The following is a 23860-nucleotide window of genomic DNA, read 5'->3' on the forward strand; positions in this document are numbered from 1 at the left end:
GCCGGGACCGAATAGCCCGGGATCAGGGAACAGGAAAGAACAACAGGGAAAACCATGACTCCCGCATCTCGAGACCTCAACAGCATCCACGCCCCGGTCATGCCCGACCGCGTGGTTGAACTCGTCGCACCAGCACTCCAGCAGCAGGGCGCGATCTACGTTGACGGCACACTCGGTATGGGCGGCCACGCCGCCGCAGTGCTGACCGCCTGCCCGAATGCGCGCCTGGTCGGTTTCGACCGCGACGCCGAAGCCATCGCCATTGCCACCCAGCGTCTTGCGCCGTTCGGTGACCGAGTCACCACCGTGCACGCCGTCTACGACCAACTCGCCGACAAGCTCGACGAGCTTGGTATCGACGAGTTCGACGCCGCGTTCTTCGACCTCGGCGTCTCATCGCTGCAATTGGATGAAGCCGAGCGCGGCTTCTCCTACATGCAGGATGCGCCGCTCGACATGCGCATGGACCGCTCGGCCGGCGTGACGGCGGCGGAACTCATTGCCGAACTCGATGAGCGCGCACTGCGGCAACTCTTCCAACGCTACGGCGATGAACCGCTTGCTGCGCGTTACGCCCGTGCCATTGTCGACCACCGGGCCACCCAGGCGATCGCCACGACGGGGGAACTCGTCGAGGTGCTCCAGCAGGCGACTCCGGCGAAGTTTCGTAACGCCGGGCATCCTGCCAAACGAGTCTTCCAGGCGCTGCGCATCGAGGTGAACGGCGAACTCGACGCCCTTGAGAGTGCCATCCCGCAAGCCCTCGAGCGGGTGCGCACCGGGGGCCGGGTCGTAGTTGAGGCCTACCAATCGCTCGAAGACCGCTTCGTCAAGCGCACCTTCGCAGCCGCGACCACGGCAAACGCGCCCCGAGACCTGCCCTTCATCCCCCCGGAACTCGAAGCTGAGTTCCGCTTGCTCACGCGCGGTGCTGAGCAAGCCCCCGTCGACGAGGTCGACACCAATCCCCGTGCCAAGCCAGTACGGCTTCGCGCCGTCGAACGTATCCGGAGAGGCAACAACGCATGAGCGCTGTCGCACAACCCCGCACCACCGCCACCGCTCCCGCGCGCGAACCCGCAGCACGCCCGCGCCTGCGCCTCATTGAGGGACTCCAGCCGCGCAGCCTGGTCTCGGGCCGCGGCGTCGTGATCGCGCTCGTCGTGCTCGGCGTGATCTTCGGCGTGCAACTCGCGCTGAGCCTCGTGGTCATCCAGGGCGCCTACGCCGAGGACGCCCTCGAGAGCCAACGCATCGAACTGCAGCGTGAGCGCACCGCCGCTCAGGAGCAGGTCGACGCACTCGCATCCCCGCAGCACCTCGCCGAACTCGCGACTGGACTCGGCATGGTGCCCTCTTCGGGCACGAACACGCTCGACCTCGCCACTGGCGCGGTAACCGGCTCGACCGAGGGCACTACCGCCCGCGGCCCAATCAACCCCGCGCTCGTGCCCAACTCAATCACCAATGGTGAGCGGGATGCCGCTGAGCGCACGAAGCCAGCGACACCCGGTGGGTTGGCACCGAACTCGGCGGCACCTGCCGTACCTTCGGAGTTCGAACTCGTCTCGCCGAACACCCGCTAGCGGATTCCCGCTCGCGCCCGGGGTGCGCGGCACCCGCATCCGAGAGGAACGACATGGCCCGCACCCGCCGCTCAGACCGGCAATTGCGCGCGACCGTTCCGATCATCATCGTCACGCTCATCATGGTGGTATTCGGCGTGCGCTTGTTCGACCTGCAGGTCGTCAGCGCATCGGCTATCAACACCGAAGCCGACGGACGCCGCGGTGTGACGGCGTCGATTTGGGCGAGCCGCGGGCCCATCGTCGACGCGCACGGCGCCACCCTCGCAAACTCGGTGGACCGCTTCGACATCACCATGGCGCCGGTGAACATGTCGAACTATCGCTACCTCGACCCCGACACGAATAAGTACGTCGAAGTCACCGTTGATGAGGCGATTGCCAAACTTGCCACCATCACGAATCAGGATGCGGGTGCCTTGCGCGCCGCGATCAACGAGGTACTTGCCGCCGATCCCGAATCAAACTTCGCCTACATCGCCCGGATGGTGACGCTCGAGCAATACCAGCAGATCCGAGCCATGCGCATCCCCTGGGTGTATCCGCAGCCGCATCCGATGCGCACCTACCCGGGCGGCTCGGTCGGCGGCAATCTCATTGGGTTCACGGGCTCTGACGGTGTGCCGCTGGCCGGGCTCGAACTCAAGTACGACTCGTGCCTGGCCGGCGTCACCGGCGAAGAAATGTACGAGCGCTCGGCGGACGGTGTGCCGATTCCCGGATCGGTGGTGACGGTGACCGAACCCAAGGAGGGTGCGACGCTGCGGCTTACCATCGATGCCGACACCCAGTGGCGAACCCAGCAGATTATCGCTGAGCAGGTCATTGCGATGGGGGCGCGCTACGGCACCATCACCGTCGTCGAGGCGAAGACCGGCAATATCGTCGCCGCCGCCGAGTACCCAACTGTTGATCCGAATTCACCGGCGAGTGTGGATGCGGGCGACCGTGGTGCGCGCACCTTCACCGCGCCCTTCGAGCCGGGTTCGATTCTCAAGCCCATCACCGCTGCGAGCCTCTATGACGCGGGTGCCGTGTCACCGACCGAAACCATCCTGGTGCCCGACCACTGGCAGAACGACGACGCCACCTTCGGTGACGACACGCCCCACGAACCGCTCACCATGAACATGAACGGTGTGCTCACCGAATCCTCGAACGTCGGTATCGCCATGTTTGGCGAGCGGATGTCGGCCGAGCAACGCCGCGAGTATTTGCTCAAGTTTGGGCTTGCCGAGCCGACCGCGGTGGAGTTTGTCGGTGAGGAACCAGGCATCGTGCGGCCCGCAGACGAATGGGATTCGCAGACGAATTACACCACCATGTTTGGCCAAGGACTCACGACGACCGCCGCGCAAATGGTTGGCGCATTCCAAGCGGTGGCAAACGATGGCAGCCGGTTGCCCCTGCGGCTAGTGACCGGTTGCGAGAACCAAGATGGCACGGTGGTCGAGGCGCCCGGTGGCGCGCCGGTGCAAGCGGTATCGGCAACGGCCGCTGACCTGACCCTCGAAGGCATGGAAGCGACAGCTCGAGAGGGCTGGCTCGCGAATGAGGTTGCGGTTGCGGGCTACCGTGTCGGCATCAAGACCGGTACGGCCGAAATCGTGAATCCTGACACCGGTCTCTACGAGAAGGGGAGCTACTACACCTCGCTCGTTGGTGTGGCTCCCATCGACGATCCTCAGTACGTCGTTCTCGCCACGATGGCGAACCCGGTTACCATCACTGGGAGCGGTTCGACGGCGGCCGCCTGGCAGCAGGCGATGGCGTATGTGCTCACTGCGAACCAGGTGGCGCCGTCTCCGCAGCCGTGGCCAGAGCTCACGGTGCTCCACTAGGAACGCCCAGGAAATCATGTCCGAATCGATCATTCGCCCGCACCATCCGTTCGCGCGCGAACTCTCAGAACTGTGTGCCGCCTTCGGCCTCGAACCCAGTGGCGATGTCGACCAGATCGAAGTCACCGGAGTCTCGAGTCACTCCGACCGCGTGGTTGCCGGTGACGTCTTTGCTGCGCTCCCGGGGCGTCAGCGGCACGGCGCCGAATTTGCCGAGGTCGCCATCGACAACGGTGCGGTGGCGATCCTCACCGATGGTCGCGGTGCTGCCCTGGTTCGGGATGCTTCGGTGCCGCTTATCGTCGTCGACGAAGTTCGGCTGGCGCTCGGCCACCTGGCCGGCTGGGTGCACCGCACCGATCCGGAAGCCGCGCGCTTGCTTGGCGTGACCGGTGCCCGCGGCAAGACCTCAGTGGTCGAGACAATTGCGGCGCTCCTGCGCATCCTCGGCGATGAAGCGGCCACCTCGGGCACGCTCGGTCGCCGCGTTGGTGAGGAGACCGCACCGGCGGTGCTCACGACGCCAGAGGCTGATGAACTTCACGCCATGATTGCCCGGATGCGCGAGACCGGCGTGCGCTTCGGCGCGGTCGAAGTGACGGCCCATTCGGTGCACGAACGCCGCATTGCGGGACTCGAATTCGAAGTCATTGGCTTTGTGAGCTTCGCGCCCGAGATGCTTGCCCCCGGAGTTGACGCCGAGGCAACCATCACCACCATGATCGAGCTATTCACACCTGAACACGCCCGGCGTGGCGTCGTCTCAATTGACGGCGAATGGGGGCGCCGCGTGGTCGAAGAGACCCGCATCCCGGTCACCACCGTGGCCACCCGCCCCGACAGGGCTGCGGACTGGCACGTCACCGCCGAACACCTCGATGAGCAACTGCTCGTCACCGTTGTCGGACACGAAGGCCGACAGGTGCGCGCGACGGTATGGTGTGACGACGAGTTTGCCGTCGCGAACCTTGGTCTTGCGATCGTCATGCTCGAAGAAGCCGGACTCGATCTGGAACAAGTGCAAGAGGCGCTCGACCGCGCAGGTGGAATTGATCTCACCGCGGCCGAGCACCTACCCGCCGTGACGGTGAGTGAAGATGTGGCTCGAGAGGCAGGCTGGTAGCGAATGATTCCGATGACCCTGAACGACATTGCAAGTGCGGTGTCAGGTCGGCTCATTACCTCTCCCCATACCTCGGGGGAGACTGAGGTGGCTGGGCTCTGCGACACCGACTCTCGCAATATCGGCAGCGGCGACATCTTCTTCGCCAAGCCGGGTGACACTACCGACGGCCACCTCTACGCCGCCAAGGCAGTCGAGCAGGGCGCAGCCCTGTGCATCGTCGAACGTGAACTTGACCTCGCCGCGCCGCAGATCGTCGTTGACGACGTTGTGCTCGCGCTGGGCAGGCTCTCGCACGAGGTCGTCGAGCGGGTGCGGGCGGAGGGCCGGTTGCGTGTCATCGCGGTAACAGGTTCAAACGGCAAGACCACGACGAAGAACCTCCTCAGCGAGATCTTTTCGCGCCGCGGTGAGGTCGTCGCACCCATCAAGTCGTTTAACAACGAAGTTGGCGGACCGGTCACTTTCTTGCGCGTGAGCGAGTCGACCGACACGCTCATTGCCGAAATGGGTGCGAGCTCGGAAGGCGAGATTCGCCGACTCACCGAGATGGCGCGCCCCGATATCGGCATCGTGCTCGCCGTCGGTCTTGCGCACGTCGGCGTCTTCGGTGGCATCGAAGCGACCGCGCGCGCGAAAACCGAAATGGTCGAGGCGCTGCGCGAAGACGGCGTCGCCGTGCTTAACGCCGACGACCCGCGCGTTGCCGCGATGGCTGCACACACGAAGGCGCGCGTGCTCACCTTTGGGCGCGGCAGCAACGCTGAAGTGCGCGCCGATGAGGTTACCGTCTCGCAGGACGGCACCGACTTCTTGCTCTCGCTGCCGGGTGAGGCACCGGTGCCGGTGCACTTCCCGGTCATTGGCGAGCATCACGTGATGAACGCGCTTGCCGCGGCCGCTGCCGCGCATGTCGAGGGCATCCCGGCGACCGAGATCGCCGCGACGCTCGCTGAGGTCACCCGTGCCGAAAGCGCCCGCATGGAGGTAGTCGCTCGCGAACCGATCACGGTGATCAACGACGCATTCAATGCCAACCCCGATTCAATGCGCGCGGCCCTGCGCACGCTCGCACAGATCGCCAATCCCGACCAGCGCACCGTTGCCGTGCTTGGCGAAATGGGCGAGCTGGGCGATCAGTCCATCGCCGAACACGATCGACTCGGCGAGCTCGCGGTGCGTCTCGGTATCGCCCAAACCCTCGTCGTCGGCCGCGGCGCCCGGGCGCTCTTTCTCGGCGCAATTGCCCAGGGTAGCTGGGACGGCGAAGCCAACTTTGTCGAAAACACGGATGAGGCGTTTGAGTTCCTGCGCGAGTGGCTCCAACCTGGAGACCTGGTGCTGGTGAAATCATCGAAGTCTGCCGGGCTTCGTGCCCTGGGCGACCGCCTGGGTGACTACGTGAAGGGACTCGCCGAGTGATCGCCATTCTGCTCGCCGGAGCGATCGGCCTGCTATTTACGCTGTTCCTCACGCCTGCGTTCATCAAGGGCTTTAACCGACTGCGCTGGGGCCAGTACATTCGCGAAGACGGCCCTAAGGAACACTTCGCCAAGCGCGGCACGCCCACGATGGGCGGCGTCGTCTTTGTGCTCTCGACGCTGGTTGCCTATTTCATCGCCGTTTACACGGTTGGTGATGGCCCGCAGGCGTCGGGGTTGCTCATCCTGTTCATGATGTTCGGCCACGCGATCATCGGCTTCATCGATGACTTCCTCAAGGTGCGCAAGCACCAATCTCTCGGCCTCGGCGGCTGGCAGAAGGTGTTTGGCCAGATCGTCGTCGCAGCAATCTTCGCGCTCATCGGCCTGCAATTTGTCGACGAGCAGGGCACGCCCGCCGTCTCGAGCGCGGTCTCGGTCATTCGTGACACCTCGATCGACTTCATGGCACTCGGTGCCATCGTCGGCACCATTCTGGTAGTGCTGTGGATCGTGCTCATCACCACCGCCACTTCAAATGCGGTGAACGTCACTGACGGCCTCGATGGCCTCGCGACCGGCGCATCCATCTTTGCCATCGGCACCTATGGCGTCATCGGCTACTGGCAGTTCAACCAGGAATGTGGCGCGGCACGGCTCTCAAACGAGGTCGCCCAAGCCTGCTATGTGACGAACGCCCCGCTCGATATGACCATCGTCGCGGCTGCCATTGTCGGCTCCCTCGTCGGCTTCCTCTGGTGGAACACCTCGCCGGCGAAAATCTTCATGGGCGACACCGGCTCGCTCGCCCTCGGTGGCGCGCTCGCCGCCTTCGCAATCCTGAGCCGCACCGAATTGCTACTCCTCGTCGTCGCGGGTCTGTTCGTGATCGACACCGGCTCGGTCATCGTGCAGCGCGCCTACTTCAAGGCCACCGGCGGCAAGCGAATCTTCCTCATGTCGCCGATTCATCACCACTACGAGCTCAAGGGTTGGGCAGAACAGACCGTGGTCGTGCGGTTCTGGATCGTCGGTGGGCTCTTCGCCGTCATCGCCCTCGCCATCTTCTACGCCGAGTGGTCGGTGACTGCTGGGATGCTGCAATGACGGGGTCCGGCGCAATGACCGGGGGAGAAGCAGCCACTCGACTCGATGGCCTCACGAGCTGGCACGCCGATTGGCGAGGCCTGCGTGTGGCCGTGTTCGGCCTTGGCATGACCGGCTTCTCGGTCGCCGATACGCTCGCTGAGCTTGGCTGTGAGGTGCTCGTGGTTGCCGGCGCCCCGGATGCCGACCGCGAACGCATCCTCGAGGTGCTCGGCGTGCCCGTCGTCGTTGCCGCGAACCAAGACGAGGTGCCCGAGCGAGTGCGCGAATTCGGCGCCGAGCTCATCGTCGCTTCGCCCGGCTACCCGCCGCACCACGCGATGCACCGCTGGGCGGCCGCCGCGGGCCTTCCCGTGTGGGGAGATATCGAGCTTGCCTGGCGACTCCGCGATAAGACCGGCACGCCGTCGAAGTGGCTACTCGTCACCGGCACGAACGGCAAAACTACGACCACTCAGCTCACCGCCCATATGGTGGCTGCGAGTGGTGTGCGCGTCGCACCGGCCGGAAATATCGGCATCCCGGTGCTCGACGCCGTGCGCGACCCGCTCGGCTACGACGTACTCGTCGTTGAGATCTCGAGCTATCAATTGCACTTCACGCACACCGTGTCGCCCGAAGCGAGCGTGGTGCTCAATGTCGCGCCCGATCACCTTGATTGGCACGGTTCGTACGAGGCGTACCGGGATGCGAAGGGTCGCGCCTACGCGCGCACTCGCCTTGCCTGCGTCTACAACAAGGCTGACGAGACGACTCGGCTGCTCGTTGAGCAGGCCGATGTCATTGAAGGTTGCCGGGCGATCGGCTTCGGCACGAATGTGCCTGACGTAAGCGACTTCGGTGTCGTCGACGGGGTGCTCGTCGACCGCGCCTTCCTTGATGACCGCCGAAGTCGCGCACTCGAACTCGCAACCGTTGATGAACTGCGCGAGCGCAATTTGGCGGCCCGACACCTTGTTGAGGATGTGCTCGCGGCGGCCGCGCTCGCCCGCGCGATCGACGTGACCCCGGAACACATCCACGATGCCCTGACGACGTTCTCGCCCGATGAACACCGCAACGAACTTGTGCTCTCACACGACGGCTGCCTCTGGGTCGACGACTCGAAGGCAACCAACTCGCACGCGGCTAATGCCTCGCTCGGTGCCTATCGCTCGGTGATTTGGATCGTCGGTGGTCTCCTCAAGGGCGTCGACATTTCGCCGCTGGTCGCCGAACACGCCGACCGTCTCAAGGCTGTGATCGTCATCGGGATCGACCGAGCGCCCGTAATTGCCGCGTTCGGGCAACACGCGCCGTCAGTACCGCTCGTCGAGATCGACACCGGCGACACTGATCAGGTCATGCCGATGGTGGTGGCCGAGGCCGCCGCTCGAGCCAGCTCCGGTGACACGGTGTTGCTCGCCCCGTCGGCGGCATCCATGGATCAATTCGACAGTTACGGCGACCGCGGCAACAAGTTCCAAGCGGCCGTGCGGGCGTGGGCACAGGAGGAAGCAGATGCGCGGGCGCAGCAGCCGACCTCCGACGACGACGCTCAAGGCTGACTCGCCGACCGCAGAGCCGACGGCGGCGAACGGCGAGCACCTCGGCGGGAGTGCCTACCGGGTGAAGCTGTTCTCCACGTCGACCCCGGCGAATCTCAATGCCACGCTGCTCCTCAGTATCGTGTTGCTGCTCGTCGGCTTCGGTTTGGTTATGGTGCTCTCCTCCTCGGCAGTTGAGGAGTTCGCAGCCGGCAACGGGTTCTCCTCGAAGTTCCTCAAGCAGCTCCTCTTCGCCGTCGTCGGCATTCCACTCATGCTCGTCGCTTCGCGTGTCCCGCTCGCGTTCTGGACGGGATCAGCGACCTGGCTCTTTCTCGGCGGCACGGTCATCTTGCAGGCGCTTGTGTTCACGCCACTCGGCATCGAGGTGCAGGGCAACCGCTCGTGGCTTGACCTCGGTGTCACGACCATTCAGCCGGCCGAGTTCGCGAAGGTAGTCCTCTGCGTCTGGCTCGGATTCATGGTGCAACGCAAGGGCGAAAAGCTTGAAGATTGGCGTCAGGTGATCCTACCGATTGGGTTGCCCGTCGCGATCGTGATCGGCTTGGCCCTGCTCGGTGAAGACCTCGGTACCGTGATGGTGCTCGGCGTACTCGTGCTCGGTGCCATGTGGTTTGGCGGGATGCGCAAGCGCTTTCTCCTTGTCGTGGCAGTCGCTGCCGTCATCGGCGCCATCACCATGGCCGCGATCTCACCCAACCGTGTCAATCGCATCACGACGTTCTTCTCGGGCCACTGCGACTACGAAGACCTCTGTTGGCAGACCTCGCACGGCTTTTTCGCGCTGGCCCGCGGCGGTTTCTTCGGGGTCGGGCTCGGCAACTCGACGGCGAAGTGGTCGTGGCTGCCGGAGGCCGACAACGACTTCATCTTTGCGATCATCGGCGAAGAGTTCGGCTTTATTGGTGCCTTCGCCGTGGTCGTGCTGTTCGTCGCCCTCGCAATCGTGTTGCTTCGCATTTGGCGAGGCACGACGAACCCGGCGGGCCGCGTCGTCGTCGGTGGCGTCTTCAGCTGGATCATGTACCAGGCGTTCGTCAACATCGCGGTGGTGCTCGGCCTTCTCCCCGTGCTCGGCGTGCCCTTGCCGTTCCTGTCTTCCGGCGGCTCCGCGCTTGTGACCACCCTGGTGGCCATGGGTATCGTGCTTGCCGTGGCGCGCGATAGTGCGCGCGAAGGTGCAGCCACGGCGGCGGCGAGCAAACGCACTGCGCGCTCAACCTCCACAGCTGCGCCGACCGCATCCGCAGCCAAGCGAAAGGCAACCCGCCGATGACGACCTATCTTCTCGCCGGTGGCGGCACTGCCGGACACGTGAACCCGCTACTCGCAACTGCTGACGCCATTCGGGTGGCGCATCCCGATGCCGAGATCATCGTGCTTGGCACGCGCGGCGGGTTAGAAGAACGCCTCGTGCCCGAGCGTGGTTACGAACTCGTCACCATCGAGAAGGTGCCGTTCCCGCGCCGACCCAATGGTGCGGCGCTTCGATTCCCGGTGCGTTTCGTGCGGGCGGTGCGACGCGTTCGCCGGCTCATGCGTGAGCGCGCCGTTGACGCAGTCGTCGGGTTCGGCGGCTTCGCGTCTACCCCGGCGTATGTCGCCGCCCGCGGCCGAGTGCCGGTGATCGTGCACGAGGCGAATGCCATGCCGGGGCTCGCCAATCGACTCGGCGCGCGCTGGGCAGCGGGTGTCGCGGTCGTATTCCCGAACACAGTGCTCCCGAAGGCGCAGGCCGTCGGCATGCCGCTGCGCCGCGAAATCGCCGATCTCGACCGCGCGGCGAGTCGCGCCGAAGCAATCGAGTTCTTCGGCCTCGACCCGGACCGACGCACGCTCCTGGTCACCGGCGGTTCACTGGGCGCGAAGCGCATCAACGAAGCGATCCGGGCCCAGGGCGAATTGCTCGTCGGCACGCCGGCTGACGGCGGCACGCCTTGGCAAGTTGTGCACGTTGTGGGCCGACTTTCACCGTTCGACGACCCGGGCATCCCGAACTATCACGTCGTCGACTACTGCGACCGCATGGATCTCGCCTTCGCCGTCGCCGATCTCGTCGTTTCGCGCGCGGGCGCGTCCACGGTCTCGGAGCTCACGGCTGTGGGCCTGCCGACCGTCTACGTGCCCTACGCCGTAGGTAACGGCGAACAGGCAAAGAACATTGCCTCGGTCCTCGAGGCGGATGCAGGACTCACCGTCGCCGACGCCGAGTTCACTCCCGAGTGGGTCGCGACCACGCTCGTGCCACTTATGGCCGACCGCGCTCGCCTTGAACAACTTGCGAGCAATGCTCGCCGCATCGGCGTGAGTGACGCTGCCGAAAAAATGGTCGTGATGATCGACCGCGCAATCGCCACTCGCTGAGCGCGCCCGCTGTGCTAGCTCGGGCACAGGGCCTACGCTGGATGATCGGCGCGAGCGCGTCCGGACCATGAGGAGGCAACGTGGTGATCAAGCCCGACGCGACGGCGCGGATTCCCGAGCACATTGGCAAGGCTCACTTCATCGGTATCGGTGGTTCGGGCATGAGCGGTATTGCGCGCATGTTCATCGGCAATGGGGTAGCCGTGAGCGGTTCTGACCGCTCGGAATCGGACTACACCCGCGCCCTGCGCGAACTTGGCGCCGAGGTGGCCATCGGCCACGACGCTGCGAACTTGGCCGATGATGTCGACACGGTCGTGGTGACTTCGGCGCTCTGGCCCGACAACCCCGAACTCGTGCTTGCGCAGGAACGCGGCCTCAACATTTTGCACCGCTCGCAGGCGCTCGTCTGGCTCACCCGCAACGCTCGCCTTGTCGCGGTCGCCGGCGCCCACGGTAAGACCACCTCAACTGGGATGCTCGCCTCGGCACTCGTTGAAATCGGCGCCGACCCGAGCTTTGTCAATGGCGGCGTGGTCTCCTCGCTCGGTACGAACGAGCATCGCGGTGCGGGGGAGGCCTTCCTCGTCGAAGCTGACGAGTCCGACGGTTCGTTCCTCTTCTACGACGTGGCAATCGCGCTCATTACTAACGTCGACAACGACCATCTTGACCACTACGGCACGGCCGAAGCATTTGACGCAGCGTTCGTCGAGTTTGCCTCGCGAGCATCCGAAGCCGTGGTCATTTCAAGCGATGACCCGATGGCCGTCGCGCTCACGCCGAAGATCAACCATCGCCGCATCGTCACCTTCGGCGAGGCCGATTCAGCCGACGTGCGCCTGCGTGATGTTGCGCCGAGCGGCACCGGCGTAAGCTTCACCCTCGTCATCGACGGGCGTAGCTACCCGGGCGAGCTCGCGGTACCCGGCCACCACAACGCCATCAATGCGGCCGGTGCCGTTGCGGTGATGCGCGAACTCGGTGTTGATCCGGCACTTGCGCTCGATGGCCTGCGAGCCTTCCGCGGCACCAAACGCCGCTTTGATCTGCAGGGCATTGTCGACGGTGTGTCGGTCTACGACGACTACGCCCACCACCCGGCCGAGGTCGAGGCTGCGCTTAGCGCGGCCCGTACGGTAGTTGGCGAAGGCCGCATCCTCGCGGTGCACCAGCCGCACCTCTTCTCGCGCACTCAGGCCATGAGCGATGTGTTCGCCGAGGTCTACGAGCGTCTGGCCGATCACACCATCGTGCTCGACGTCGACGGTGCCCGCGAAGACCCGGTGCCGGGCGTTACCGGTGAGTATGTCACCCGCGAGTTCGTTGACCCGAGCCGTGTTGAGTACCAACCCGATTGGGGCGAGGCGGCCGAAGCGGTCGCGCGCTGGGCACAGCCCGGAGACTTTGTCATCACCCTCGGTTGCGGCAACGTCAACCTCATCGTGCCGCAATTGCTTGCCGCACTCGACGACAGTTCGGGCGGACAGGCCAGCGGTAGCGAGGCCTAAGCGTGTCTCGCGACACAACTGGGAGCCGTTTCTCGGCGTTACGTCTAGGCTGGGCGCGGCGGCAGCATGAGCGGGACGAGGTGCGTCGGTTTACCCGGCGCAGCCGCAATCGCCGAAACGGCTGGCTTTTTGCCGGCGGGCTCGTGCTCTTTGTCGTGCTCTTTGTCGTCGGCGCGGTATTTTCACCGCTCATGTCGGTGCGCGACATTCGCGTGTCGGGCATCGAACGGCTTGACGCCACCGCGGTGCAGGAAGCGCTTGCTGATCTCGACGGCCGGCCCATCGCCCAGGTGGGAAAGGCCGATATTGCCGAACGCTTGCGGTCGTTCGTGCTCATCCAGAGCTGGTCGCTGCAGGTGATTCCGCCGTCGACGATTCACGTCGAGATTGTCGAGCGAGTGCCGATCGGAGTCGTTCCTGCCGGGTCGACGGTCACGGTCGTTGACGCTGCGGGTGTCGAGCTTTGGCAGGAGCCAGCGGCGCCGGCTGATTTGCCGGTGCTCGAATCCGGAGGCATCAGTGGCGCGGGATTCCCCGCGGCCGCGGCGGTTTCGCTGGCCCTCACCCCGGAGTTCCGTCAGCAGGTGGCCACGATCACCGCCGCATCAATGGATGATGTGAAGCTCGCCCTGCGCGACGGCACCCAGGTGGTGTGGGGGAGCGCCGAGCATTCGCCGCATAAGGCCGAGGTGCTCGCCGCCCTCGTCGCCGCCACCGGTGGCGCGGCCAGCCATTACGACGTCTCGAGCCCAGACAATCCGATCACGCGCCAGTAGCGCATCTCGCCAAAAACTGGGGCGAGCCAGCCCGAGTCGAACTCTCAACCAGGGGTTGAGACGAATTGCTTTCGTCGGGCAACACGCGCAACGCGGAGGCGGCAGGAACTCAACCCGGCAATAACGTTGCACGCAAGCAACCACCACCAACTCTTCGCTCTCATCCCGAACCGAACTGGCACGCTGTCGACCTAACTTGCTGGCGTTCGTTCGAGGGGCCGGGGCGCGACCACGACAAGGGGTCTGTCAGTGTCGAACACCACCTCCGCTAGTACGAACAACTACCTCGCCGTCATCAAGGTTGTCGGCGTCGGCGGCGGCGGCGTGAACGCCGTCAACCGCATGATCGAAATCGGTCTGCGCGGCGTCGAATTCATCGCGGTGAACACCGATGCGCAAGCGCTCATGCTCACCGACGCCGATGTCAAGATCGACATCGGCCGCGAGCTCACCCGCGGTCTCGGCGCTGGCGCCGACCCGGAAATCGGTCGCCGCGCCGCCGAAGACCACGTCGAAGACATCGAAGAGGCACTCGCCGGTGCCGACATGGTGTTCGTGACCGCCGGTGAGGGTGGTGGCACCGGTACCGGTGGCGCGCCCGTCGTCGCCCGTGTCGCAAAGTCGATCGGCGCACTCACCATCGGTGTGGTCACCAAGCCCTTCTCGTTTGAGGGCCGCCGCCGCATGGAGCAGGCCGAACAGGGCGTCGCCGCACTTAAGGACGAAGTTGACGCGCTCATCGTCGTGCCGAACGACCGCCTCCTCGAAATCAGCGACCGCGGCATTTCGATGCTTGAGGCCTTTGCGACGGCCGACCAGGTGCTCCTCGCTGGTGTTCAGGGCATCACCGACCTCATCACCAACCCGGGTGTGATCAACGTTGACTTCGCTGACGTGAAGTCGGTCATGCAGGGGGCGGGTTCGGCGCTCATGGGCATCGGTACCGCTCGCGGCGCCGACCGCTCGGTGAAGGCGGCGGAACTCGCGGTGGCGTCGCCGCTGCTCGAAGCGTCAATCGAGGGTGCGCACGGTGTGCTGCTCTCAGTGCAGGGCGGTTCGAACCTCGGCATGTTCGAAGTTGCTGAAGCTGCTCAGCTCGTTCGGGACGCGGTCTATGAGGGCGCCAACATCATCCTGGGTACCGCCGTTGACGACACCCTCGGCGATGAGGTGCGCGTCACGGTGATTGCCGCAGGCTTTGAGGGTGGCGAGCCGAAGCTCCTCGAGCGCGGCCAGAAGCAGGTCGGTGCCCAGCAGTCGGCGGCCGAACCCGCGCTGCCCTCGCTCGCGGAGGTCACGGCCCGTACGATCAATGCCGACCCGCAGGAAGAGGCCGCGCAGACCGCATCCACAGCCGAGGCCGCAGCTCCGCGCGTGGGCGAAACGCCCGCGTGGACGACTGCCGAGCAGCCGACCGTGGTGCCGCGCCGCACCGAATCGCCCTACGACGAAGAGGACGACCTCGGTCTCGACATCCCGTCGTTCCTGCGGTAACCACGTGGTCGACCGCCAGGCCCTTGTCGAGCGGCTCGACAGCATCCGCGCGCAAGTTGCGGATGCTGCTCGGGCCGCTTCGCGCGATCCCGAAGACATCACCACCATCGTGGTGACCAAGTACCACCCGCTCGAACTCGTCGAGGCACTCTTCGAGGCCGGAGTGCGCGACTTTGGTGAAAACCGACACCCCGAGTCCCGTGACAAGGCCGCCCACATCCACGCCCTGGGTGATGGCGCGCGCCTGCACTTCATCGGACAATTGCAGCGCAATAAGGCGCGCCAGGTTGGCCGTTACGCCGACGCGATTCATTCCATCGACCGCAGTGAGCTTGTGCAGGCCCTCGCCACCCTCGAGCGCGAGGGTACCGAGCCATTGGATGTGGCGCTCCAGCTTTCGCTCGACGGAGACACTTCGCGTGGCGGGGTGCCGCTTGATCAGGCCGTCGCGCTCGCCGAAGAGGTCGCTGCCACCCCAACCCTTCGCCTGCGCGGGGTCATGGCCGTTGCGCCCATCGGTGCCGACACGGATGCGGCATTCGCGACCGTGCGCGAGACCAGCGAGCGCGTGCGCACTGTGGTGCCGGATGCGGATTGGATTTCGGCAGGGATGTCGCACGACTTCCGTTCAGCAATTTCACAGGGTGCGACACACCTTCGAATCGGCACGGCAATCACCGGAAATCGGCCGACCGCGCCGTAGCGTGGACACACACCGAATCCCAGGAGGAACCATCATGGGCAACCCGCTACGCAACGCCATGGTCTACTTCGGCCTCGCCGAAGAACAGGACGAGCAGGGTCACCCGTCGACGGCGTCGAGCCGCACCGCTGCGACTGACCGCGTCGAATCGCTCATCGAGAGCCCCGCTCCGGTGCGCGAGGTGCCCGCACCCGTAACTCCCATTAACAAGGCGTCCGTGCCGCACGCGACGCCAGTTCCCACCACCCCCGCGGCACCGGAGATGAACGAGATCCTCACCGTCCACCCGAAGGCTTTCGACAACGACGCCAAGGTGATCGCTGACCACTTCCGTGACGGAGTGCCCGTCATCATGAACCTCTCGCAGATGAGTGACGGCGACGCCCGCCGCATCATCGACTTTGCCTCGGGCCTCGCCCAGGGCCTCAACGGTCGTATTGAGCGCGTCACCAACCGCGTGTTCCTGCTCAGCCCCGAACACGTCAACGTGCACGGCGATGAGTCGGGCAAGCATAACGAAGACCCCACCTTCTTCGCCTAATAGCTTCCGCAAGTTCGGTGTTCGCCGACGGCGTGCTGGTTCAGCACGCCGTCGGCCGCGTTAACCCACGCGAAGGCTGAGCGGCCTGCGACAATAGTGGTTCGCCCGAGTGGGCGGCATGCTCTGAGCAAGAAGGAACCCAGTGCAACTTATCGGCGTCGTCCTGCTGTTCGCGATCAACATCTACACGATGGTGATGTGGGCCCGACTCATCCTCGATTGGGCGATGGTGCTCGTACCGAGCTTCCGCCCCAAGGGGCCGGTACTCGTGATCGCTGAGCTCGTGTTCACCCTGACTGACCCGCCGCTGAAGTTCCTGCGCCGCTGGGTGAAACCGCTTCGCGTTGGTTCGATTGCACTCGACCTCGCTTGGCTCATCGTGATCATCGGGCTTTCGTTGCTGTCGACCGGCGTGCGCATCCTGTTTTTCTAAACGGATGTGACGATTGGGGCTTGAGTGCCGTAATGTGACAACAAGACATGTCGCGGATTGGCGCGATACAGTAGCCGAACCGACCACACGCCGCAGAGAGAGGGCCACCATGGCACTTACGCCGGAAGACGTCGTCAACAAGCGTTTCCAGCAGACGAAGTTCCGTGAAGGGTACGACCAGGACGAGGTAGATGACTTCCTCGACGAGGTCGTCGTTGAATTGCGTCGACTCACTGCTGAGAACGAAGAGCTTCGCGCCGAGAACGAGCAGCTTCGCGCTGGCGCTCCGGTTGCCCCTGCGGCAGCTGTTGAGTCCGAGCCCGAGGTTGTTGCTGAGCCCGAGGTTGAGGCTCCCGCTGAGCCAGTTGCCTTCGCAGCCCCCGCGCCACAGGCAGCTCCGGTACTCGGCGGCGACGATGAGGCGAACTCCTCGCAGTCGCTCCTCGTGCTCGCCCGTCGTCTGCACGACGAGCACGTCGCCGAAGGTGCGCGGAAGCGCGACCAGCTCATCGCCGAAGGCGAGGCCACTGCCCGCCAGCTCGTCGGTGACGCCGAGAACCAGGCCAAGGAGATCACCGAGCGCTCGCAGGCCCAAGCCAACGAGCTCGTCACCAACGCCGAGAACCGTGCGCACAGCCTGGTCCACGACGCCGAGACCAAGGAACGCGACATCATCTCGCGTCTCGAAGCGACCAAGGGCAAGCTCGAGGAGCGCATTGAAGAGTTGCGCGTGTTTGAGCGCGACTACCGCACCAACCTCCGCGGCTACATCGAAACCCAGCTGAACGAGCTCAACAGCTCGGCTGCCGAGTTCGACGGCGACGCTGAGCAGCAGTAACGGCGTGACCAACGCTGAACGCCGACCGCGACCGATCCTGAGCCTGCGCCACATCGCCTTGCTCGCGTCGGTCGCGGTCGGCGTTTTCGCGCTCGACCAGGCGATCAAACAACTCGTCGTCACCACGATGGTCGAGGGCGAGCGCATCGAGGTGCTCGGCGGACTATTGCAATGGCACTTTGTCCGCAATCCGGGGGCAGCCTTCTCGATGGCCTCGGGCATGACCTGGGTGTTCTCAATCGTTGCCGCAGTCGTCGTGGTCGTGATTTTGGTCGTCTCCCGCCGCATCCGCTCTACTTGGTGGGCCGCGGTACTCGGCGCGGTGCTCGGCGGCACGCTCGGAAACCTCTTCGACCGGCTCTTCCGCGAACCGAGCTTCGGTGAGGGGCACGTTGTTGACTTCATTTCAACGCCGTGGCTCATGCCCGCGATCTACAACATTGCTGACATAGCGATTGTCGGCGGCATGGCGGCCTTCGTGCTCATCACGCTGCTCGACATCAGGCTCGATGGTACCCGCGGTCGCAAGGATGCGCCGCGCGAACTCGTGGCCGACGAAACCGAAACCGGCGAGATCCGCATCGTCACCGATGGCTCGAAGACGTACGTCACTGAGTCGACTGAGGCGAACGACGAGCCAGAGCGGCAACCGTGACCGAATCACGGATGTTGCCGGTGCCAGACGGTCTCGATGGCGCGCGCGTTGATGCCGGGGTTTCGAAGATTCTCGGGTTGAGCCGCACGCGCGTCGCTGAGATCGCTGCTGCTGGCGGCGTGCTCCTGGATGGAGTCTCGGTCGATAAATCTGATCGCCTCATCGGTGGCGCCATGCTCGCGGTCGAATGGGAACCGGATGCACCGCTCGTGGTCGAACCCATCGAGGTGCCCGAACTGCAGATCGTGCACGACGAACCCGATTTCGTTGTTGTGATGAAGCCGGTCGGGGTTGCCGCCCATCCCTCGGTGGGTTGGACCGGACCGACCGTGCTCGGCGCGCTGGCCGCCGGTGGCTTTCGTGTTTCGACCTCGGGTCAGCCCGAGCGCCAGGGCATCGTGCAGCGACTTGATGTGGGCACTTCCGGGCTCATGGTCGTGGCAAAAACCGAGCACGCCTACTCGGTGCTCAAACAGGCCTTCCGTGATCGCACCGTCGACAAGACCTACCACGCGGTCGTGCAGGGGCTGATGGACCCCCTCCTCGGCACCATCGATGCGCCGATCGGACGGCATCCGAGTTCGGCATGGAAGTTCGCAGTGACTGCCGAAGGCAAGCACTCGATTACCCACTACACGACGGTCGAGGCATTCCGACACGCTTCACTCCTCGAGATTCACCTCGAGACCGGGCGCACGCATCAGATTCGCGTGCACATGTCAGCCCAGGGGCATCCCTGCGTCGGTGACCCGCTCTACGGCAGTGACCCGAAGCTCGCCGCAGCGCTCGACCTTGAGCGGCAGTGGCTGCACGCGGTGCGGCTTGGCTTCTTGCATCCCTCGACGGGGGAGTACGTCGAGTTCGAGTCGGAGTACCCGACTGATCTTGCGATTGCGCTCGAGCGAATGCGCGAGGGCATCGACTACTAGCGCCCGCATAGCACCTGCCGCACCGAACCGGTGTCGGAGGTCGCGTCTAGGATGAGGCGGTTGGGGCACGACCCCTGTTCGCATCCGCGCTCGCACAAGGAGGCCGCCGTGGCGTCGACCGATTCGTTCGTTCACCTGCACAATCACACCGAGTACTCGATGCTTGATGGTGCGGCGAAGATCGGTGAGCTCTGCGCCCTGGCCGCCGAAATGGGGATGCCCGCCATCGCCTCGACCGACCACGGCAATATGTTCTCGGCCTACGAGTTCTACCGCACGGCGAGGAAGCACGGCATCAAACCCATCCTGGGTACCGAGGCGTATCTCACTCCAGGCACGCATCGCAGTGACCGCTCGCGAGTGCGTTGGGGCAACGGCGGCGGTGACGATGTGTCGGGTGGTGGCGCCTACACGCACATGACGATGCTCGCCGAGACCACCGAGGGGCTCCACAACCTTTTCCGGCTCTCGAGCTACGCCTCGATCGAGGGTCAGTATTTCAAGCCGCGCATGGACCGCGAGCTGCTACAGAACTACGCGAAGGGCGTGATCGCCACCACTGGCTGCCCTTCGGGTGAGATTCAGACGCGGCTGCGCCTGGGCCAATGGGATCTCGCGAAGCAGGCGACCGCCGAGTTCCAAGACATCTTCGGCAAAGAGAACTTCTTCCTCGAGATCATGGACCACGGTGTGGAGATTGAGCGCCGGGTACGTGACGATCTGCTGCGGCTCGGCAAAGAAATGGGCCTGCCGCGAGTGGTCACGAACGACCTGCACTACACGCGCAAAGAGGATGCGGTGCACCACTCCGCGCTCCTCTGCGTGCAATCGGGGTCGACGCTCGATGACCCAAACCGCTTCAAATTCGACGGTGAGGGCTACTACCTGAAGTCGCCGGCCGAGATGCGGCACATGTTCAAGGAGTTCCCCGACGCCTGCGACAACACGCTGCTGATCGCTGAGCGGTGCCAGGCCGAGTTCGACGAGTCGGCCAACTTCATGCCGGTGTTCCCGGTGCCCGAGGGCGAGACTGAGGCAACGTGGCTCGACAAGGAGGTCGATCGCGGCCTGCACTATCGCTACGGTGACCACATCCCCGACGATGTGCGCGAGCGCGCCGACTACGAGACCGGCATCATCAAGCAGATGGGGTTCCCCGGCTACTTCCTCGTCGTCGCCGACTACATTCGCTGGGCGAAAGAGAACGGCATCCGCGTGGGGCCGGGCCGTGGCTCTGGTGCCGGTTCGATGTGTGCGTACGCCCTTCGTATTACCGACCTTGACCCGATCGAACACGGCCTCATCTTTGAGCGCTTCCTCAACCCCGATCGCGTGTCGATGCCCGACTTCGATATCGACTTTGACGATCGCCGCCGCGCTGAGGTGATCAACTACGTCACCGAAAAGTACGGCGAGAAATACGTCGCCCAGATCGTCACCTACGGCACGATCAAGTCGAAGCAGGCACTCAAGGACGCCTCGCGCGTACTCGGCTATCCCTTCTCGGTCGGTGACCAGCTCACCAAGGCGATGCCGGCGGCGATCATGGGCAAGGACATCCCGCTTGCCGATGTCTATCGCCCCGACTCCGAGCGCTACAAAGAAGCCGCAGAAATGCGTACGGTCATCGAATCGACGCCCGACTTCCAGAAGGTCTTCGATACCGCAAAAGGCATCGAGGGGCTGAAGCGCCAGTGGGGCGTGCACGCGGCCGGTGTGATCATGTCATCGCATCCGATCATCGACGTCATTCCGGTGATGAAACGCGAACAAGACGGCCAGATCGTCACGCAGTTCGACTACCCGGCTTGTGAGTCGCTCGGCCTGATCAAGATGGACTTCCTGGGGCTACGAAACCTCACGATCCTCTCCGACGCGGTGGAGAACATCGCGACGAACCGGGGCGAAGAAATCGACCTCGAGCGCATGACACTCGACGACCCGGCCACCTACGAATTGCTCTCGCGCGGTGACACGCTCGGCGTCTTCCAGCTCGATGGCAATGGCCTGCGGTCGCTCTTGCGCATGATGAAGCCCGACAGCTTCGAAGACGTCTCGGCAACGATCGCGCTTTACCGCCCGGGCCCGATGGGTGCGAACTCGCACACGAACTATGCGCAGCGTAAAAACGGTCTGCAGCCGATTACGCCGATTCATCCTGAGCTCGAAGAACCACTCCAAGAGATTCTTGCCGAGTCGTACGGCCTGATCATCTATCAGGAGCAGGTCATGGCGATCGCGCGGAAGGTGGCCGGATACTCGCTCGGTCAGGCCGACCTGCTGCGTCGCGCGATGGGCAAGAAGAAGAAAGAAGAGCTAGAGAAGCAGTTCTCGAAGTTCTCTGAGGGGATGCAACAGAGCGGTTTCTCGATGGCCGCCGTGCAATCGCTCTGGGACATCCTGCTGCCGTTCTCGGACTACGCCTTCAACAAGGCCCACTCGGCCGCGTACGGCGTCGTCTCGTATTGGACCGCGAACCTCAAGACTCACTATGCGCCCGAGTACATGGCGGCGCTGCTCACCTCGGTCGGCGACTCGCGCGACAAGCTCGCCGAGTACCTCAACGAGTGCCGCCGCATGCACATCCAGGTGCTACAGCCTGATGTGAACCAGTCGACGCTCCGCTTCCGCGCGGTCGACAACGACATTCGCTTTGGCCTCGGTGCGGTGCGCAATGTCGGCGAACAGGTCGTTGCCGAAATCGTCGAGACGCGCGAACGCGAGGGCGAATTCACGTCGTTCCACGACTTCCTGCAGAAGGTGCCGATTGGTGTTGCGAATAAGCGCACCATCGAGTCGCTCATCAAGGCCGGTGCGTTTGACTCCATGGGGTACACCCGCCGATCACTCCTCGACATTCACGAGGATGCGGTGGAAGCTGCCGTCTCACGGAAGCGCAATGAAGCTCACGGTCAGGTCGACCTCTTTGCCGGTCTCATGGATTTCGCCGAAGAAGAATCAGTCGTGCCGGAACGCCCCGAGTTCACTCGCCGCGACAAGCTCGCGTTCGAGCGCGAGATGCTCGGGCTTTACGTTTCTGATCACCCGCTCAAGGGTCTCGAGATGGAGTTGTCGAAGCTCTCATCGACGCAGATTCTCGACCTCATGGCCGAAGACGGCGTGCGTGACGGCGAGCAGGTGCAGGTGGCCGGCCTGATCACGACAGTGCAGCATCGCATCGCGCGAAATTCCGGCAACCCCTACGGCATCATCACCGTCGAAGACTTCGGCGGCGAGATCACGGTGATGTTCCTCGGTAAGGCCTATCAAGAGTTCTCAACGCAATTGCAATCCGACACCATCGCGGTCGTGCGGGGCCGGGCGCAATCACGAGATGACGGAGTCGCGATCACAGCGCAGGGCATCTCCATCCCGCAGCTTTCGGTGGGCGATGTGAAGCCGGTAACGATCATCTTGCGTGACCGTCAGGCAACCGAGGGCCTGGTGGATGAACTCGACGAGCTACTGCGGCGAAATCCGGGGGAGAGCGAAGTGCGTTTGCACCTGCGCACACCAACTGCGATTCGGCGCTTTGAGTTGCCGCACCGGGTGGAGTCGTCGGGCGCGATGTACTCCGAGTTGCAGGCGCTGCTTGGGCCAGGGTCGTTCGAATAGCGGGCGCTTGGGCGCAGTTGTGAGCGACTAGAATTGGTTGCATCATGATGCAGACGATCGACCTGCGCGGCCGCACCCTTTCGGGCGCAGAGCTGCGGGCAGCCCTTCCCCGTCCGGAACTCGATGTCACTGCCGCCGTAGCCGGTGCGAGTGCGCTCATCGACGAAGTTCGCGCCCATGGTGAGCAGGCACTCATCGATCAGGCCACGCGCTTTGACGGGGTCACGCCGGAGTACGTGCGTGCGACCGAAGCCGAGATTGCCGATGCGGTGGCCGGGCTCGACCCGATGGTGCGCGCGGCGCTCGAAGAGATGATTACCCGCGTGCGGAAAGCCTCGGCAGCCCAGGTGCCGCCGCCGGCGACGACGCAGGTGGCACCCGGTGCGGTGATCGAGCAGCGCTGGCAGCCGGTTGACCGTGTTGGCCTCTATGTGCCCGGTGGCAAGGCGGTCTACCCCTCGAGTGTGGTCATGAACGTCGTTCCTGCCCAGGTCGCCGGTGTCGCTTCGATCGCGATTGCCTCGCCGCCCCAGGCCGACCACGGTGGTCGCATCCACCCGACGATTCTGGCGGCCGCGGGCCTTCTTGGCGTCTCTGAGGTCTACGCTATGGGTGGTGCTGGAGCCATTGGTGCGCTTGCCTACGGTGTGCCGGGCATCGGACTCGAGTCGGTGGACGTCATCACGGGTCCCGGCAATGTTTGGGTCGCGGCGGCCAAGCGAGCCGTGCAATCGGTCGTCGGCATCGATGCCGAAGCTGGACCCACCGAAATCCTGATCATTGCCGACGGCACGGCAGACGTCGAATACGTCGCCGCCGATCTTCTCGGCCAGGCCGAGCACGATGAACTCGCCGGAAGCGTGCTCGTCACGACCGATGCCGACTTCGCCGAACGCGTGCTTGTGGCCGTCGAACGACGCACCAACGCCACCAAGCACCGCGAGCGGGCGGCGACGGCGCTGCGCGGTGAGCAATCGGCGATTGTGCTCGTCGACGACCTCGCCACCGCTTGCCGCGTATCGAACGCCTATGGTCCCGAACACCTCGAGATCCAGACCGCTGATGACGAGGCCACGCTCGCCGGTATCACCAACGCCGGCGCGATCTTCGTTGGCCCCTACGCTCCGGTCCCGCTCGGTGACTATGTCGCCGGCTCCAACCACGTGCTCCCGACCGGTGGCTCCTCGGCCCACGCCTCGGGACTCGGTGCCTACACCTTCCTGCGTGCCCAGCAGCTCATTCGTTACGACCGCGAGGCGCTCGCTGAGGTGCGTGACCGCATCCGCGCCATTGCCGTTGACGAAGACCTGCCGGCGCACGGCGAATCGGTGGATGCTCGCTTCGACGGCACTGCGCGAGAAGAGTCGGCGAACTAA

20 protein-coding genes are annotated in these 23860 nt (G+C 64.5%); all 20 read left to right on the forward strand.

Features of this window, described 5'->3' with window-relative positions; translation table 11 throughout:
* Nucleotides 1-54: 54 nt before the first annotated feature.
* The 20 genes from rsmH to hisD all read left to right on the forward strand — a co-directional run bounded on the left by rsmH (nt 55) and on the right by hisD (nt 23860).
* Nucleotides 55-1029: a 16S rRNA (cytosine(1402)-N(4))-methyltransferase RsmH gene (gene rsmH, locus EG850_RS09180; protein ID WP_124972759.1), complete on the forward strand. Its 975-nt coding sequence runs from the start codon at nt 55-57 to the stop codon at nt 1027-1029.
* On the forward strand, nt 1026-1586 hold the full coding sequence (locus tag EG850_RS09185; protein ID WP_124972761.1) for a hypothetical protein: 561 nt from the start codon (nt 1026-1028) through the stop codon (nt 1584-1586). The genes rsmH and EG850_RS09185 overlap by 4 nt, the downstream gene beginning before the upstream one ends.
* A gap of 53 nt (nt 1587-1639) precedes the next feature.
* On the forward strand, nt 1640-3427 hold the full coding sequence (locus EG850_RS09190; protein WP_124972763.1) for a peptidoglycan D,D-transpeptidase FtsI family protein: 1788 nt from the start codon (nt 1640-1642) through the stop codon (nt 3425-3427).
* Nucleotides 3428-3443: 16 nt separating this feature from the next.
* Nucleotides 3444-4550 (forward strand): Mur ligase family protein, encoded by a 1107-nt coding sequence (locus EG850_RS09195; RefSeq protein ID WP_185715014.1) that lies wholly within the window; start codon nt 3444-3446, stop codon nt 4548-4550.
* 3 nt (nt 4551-4553) lie between these two features.
* Nucleotides 4554-5972, forward strand: coding sequence for a UDP-N-acetylmuramoyl-tripeptide--D-alanyl-D-alanine ligase (locus EG850_RS09200; protein ID WP_124972767.1), 1419 nt, complete (start codon nt 4554-4556; stop codon nt 5970-5972).
* Complete coding sequence (gene mraY, locus EG850_RS09205; protein ID WP_124972769.1) at nt 5969-7078, forward strand: phospho-N-acetylmuramoyl-pentapeptide-transferase; 1110 nt, start codon at nt 5969-5971, stop codon at nt 7076-7078. Before EG850_RS09200 ends, mraY begins: the two co-directional genes overlap by 4 nt.
* Nucleotides 7075-8625 (forward strand): UDP-N-acetylmuramoyl-L-alanine--D-glutamate ligase, encoded by a 1551-nt coding sequence (murD, locus tag EG850_RS09210; RefSeq protein WP_235829272.1) that lies wholly within the window; start codon nt 7075-7077, stop codon nt 8623-8625. The genes mraY and murD overlap by 4 nt, the downstream gene beginning before the upstream one ends.
* The gene (gene ftsW, locus EG850_RS09215; RefSeq protein WP_124972771.1) at nt 8579-9901 is read left to right on the forward strand and encodes a putative lipid II flippase FtsW; all 1323 of its coding nucleotides are present in this window, start codon (nt 8579-8581) and stop codon (nt 9899-9901) included. The genes murD and ftsW overlap by 47 nt, the downstream gene beginning before the upstream one ends.
* Nucleotides 9898-10989 carry an undecaprenyldiphospho-muramoylpentapeptide beta-N-acetylglucosaminyltransferase gene (gene murG / locus EG850_RS09220; RefSeq protein WP_124972773.1) on the forward strand — a complete coding sequence of 364 codons (1092 nt, stop codon included), beginning with the start codon at nt 9898-9900 and terminating at the stop codon, nt 10987-10989. The genes ftsW and murG overlap by 4 nt, the downstream gene beginning before the upstream one ends.
* An 83-nt stretch (nt 10990-11072) precedes the next feature.
* Nucleotides 11073-12500, forward strand: coding sequence for a UDP-N-acetylmuramate--L-alanine ligase (gene murC, locus EG850_RS09225; protein ID WP_124972868.1), 1428 nt, complete (start codon nt 11073-11075; stop codon nt 12498-12500).
* An 80-nt stretch (nt 12501-12580) separates the two neighbouring features.
* The gene (locus EG850_RS09230; protein ID WP_124972775.1) at nt 12581-13276 is read left to right on the forward strand and encodes an FtsQ-type POTRA domain-containing protein; all 696 of its coding nucleotides are present in this window, start codon (nt 12581-12583) and stop codon (nt 13274-13276) included.
* Between the two features lie 249 nt (nt 13277-13525).
* Complete coding sequence (gene ftsZ, locus EG850_RS09235) at nt 13526-14770, forward strand: cell division protein FtsZ (protein WP_124972777.1); 1245 nt, start codon at nt 13526-13528, stop codon at nt 14768-14770.
* A gap of 4 nt (nt 14771-14774) precedes the next feature.
* Entirely contained in the window at nt 14775-15473 is a 699-nt protein-coding gene (locus EG850_RS09240) for a YggS family pyridoxal phosphate-dependent enzyme (RefSeq protein WP_124972779.1), read from the forward strand.
* Nucleotides 15474-15507: 34 nt separating this feature from the next.
* A complete protein-coding gene (locus EG850_RS09245; protein ID WP_124972781.1) occupies nt 15508-16014 on the forward strand; it encodes a cell division protein SepF in 507 nt (168 codons plus the stop codon).
* Between the two features lie 142 nt (nt 16015-16156).
* The gene (locus tag EG850_RS09250; RefSeq protein ID WP_124972783.1) at nt 16157-16447 is read left to right on the forward strand and encodes a YggT family protein; all 291 of its coding nucleotides are present in this window, start codon (nt 16157-16159) and stop codon (nt 16445-16447) included.
* A 109-nt stretch (nt 16448-16556) separates the two neighbouring features.
* On the forward strand, nt 16557-17285 hold the full coding sequence (locus EG850_RS09255) for a DivIVA domain-containing protein (protein ID WP_124972785.1): 729 nt from the start codon (nt 16557-16559) through the stop codon (nt 17283-17285).
* Nucleotides 17286-17289: 4 nt separating this feature from the next.
* Nucleotides 17290-17940, forward strand: coding sequence for a signal peptidase II (gene lspA / locus EG850_RS09260; protein ID WP_235829273.1), 651 nt, complete (start codon nt 17290-17292; stop codon nt 17938-17940).
* 11 nt (nt 17941-17951) lie between these two features.
* A complete protein-coding gene (locus EG850_RS09265; protein ID WP_124972872.1) occupies nt 17952-18869 on the forward strand; it encodes an RluA family pseudouridine synthase in 918 nt (305 codons plus the stop codon).
* 108 nt (nt 18870-18977) lie between these two features.
* Entirely contained in the window at nt 18978-22484 is a 3507-nt protein-coding gene (dnaE, locus tag EG850_RS09270; RefSeq protein WP_185715015.1) for a DNA polymerase III subunit alpha, read from the forward strand.
* Nucleotides 22485-22528: 44 nt separating this feature from the next.
* The gene (gene hisD, locus EG850_RS09275; protein WP_185715016.1) at nt 22529-23860 is read left to right on the forward strand and encodes a histidinol dehydrogenase; all 1332 of its coding nucleotides are present in this window, start codon (nt 22529-22531) and stop codon (nt 23858-23860) included.

The sequence above is a fragment of the Gulosibacter macacae genome, from assembly GCF_003865375.1.
Classification (GTDB): domain Bacteria; phylum Actinomycetota; class Actinomycetes; order Actinomycetales; family Microbacteriaceae; genus Gulosibacter; species Gulosibacter macacae.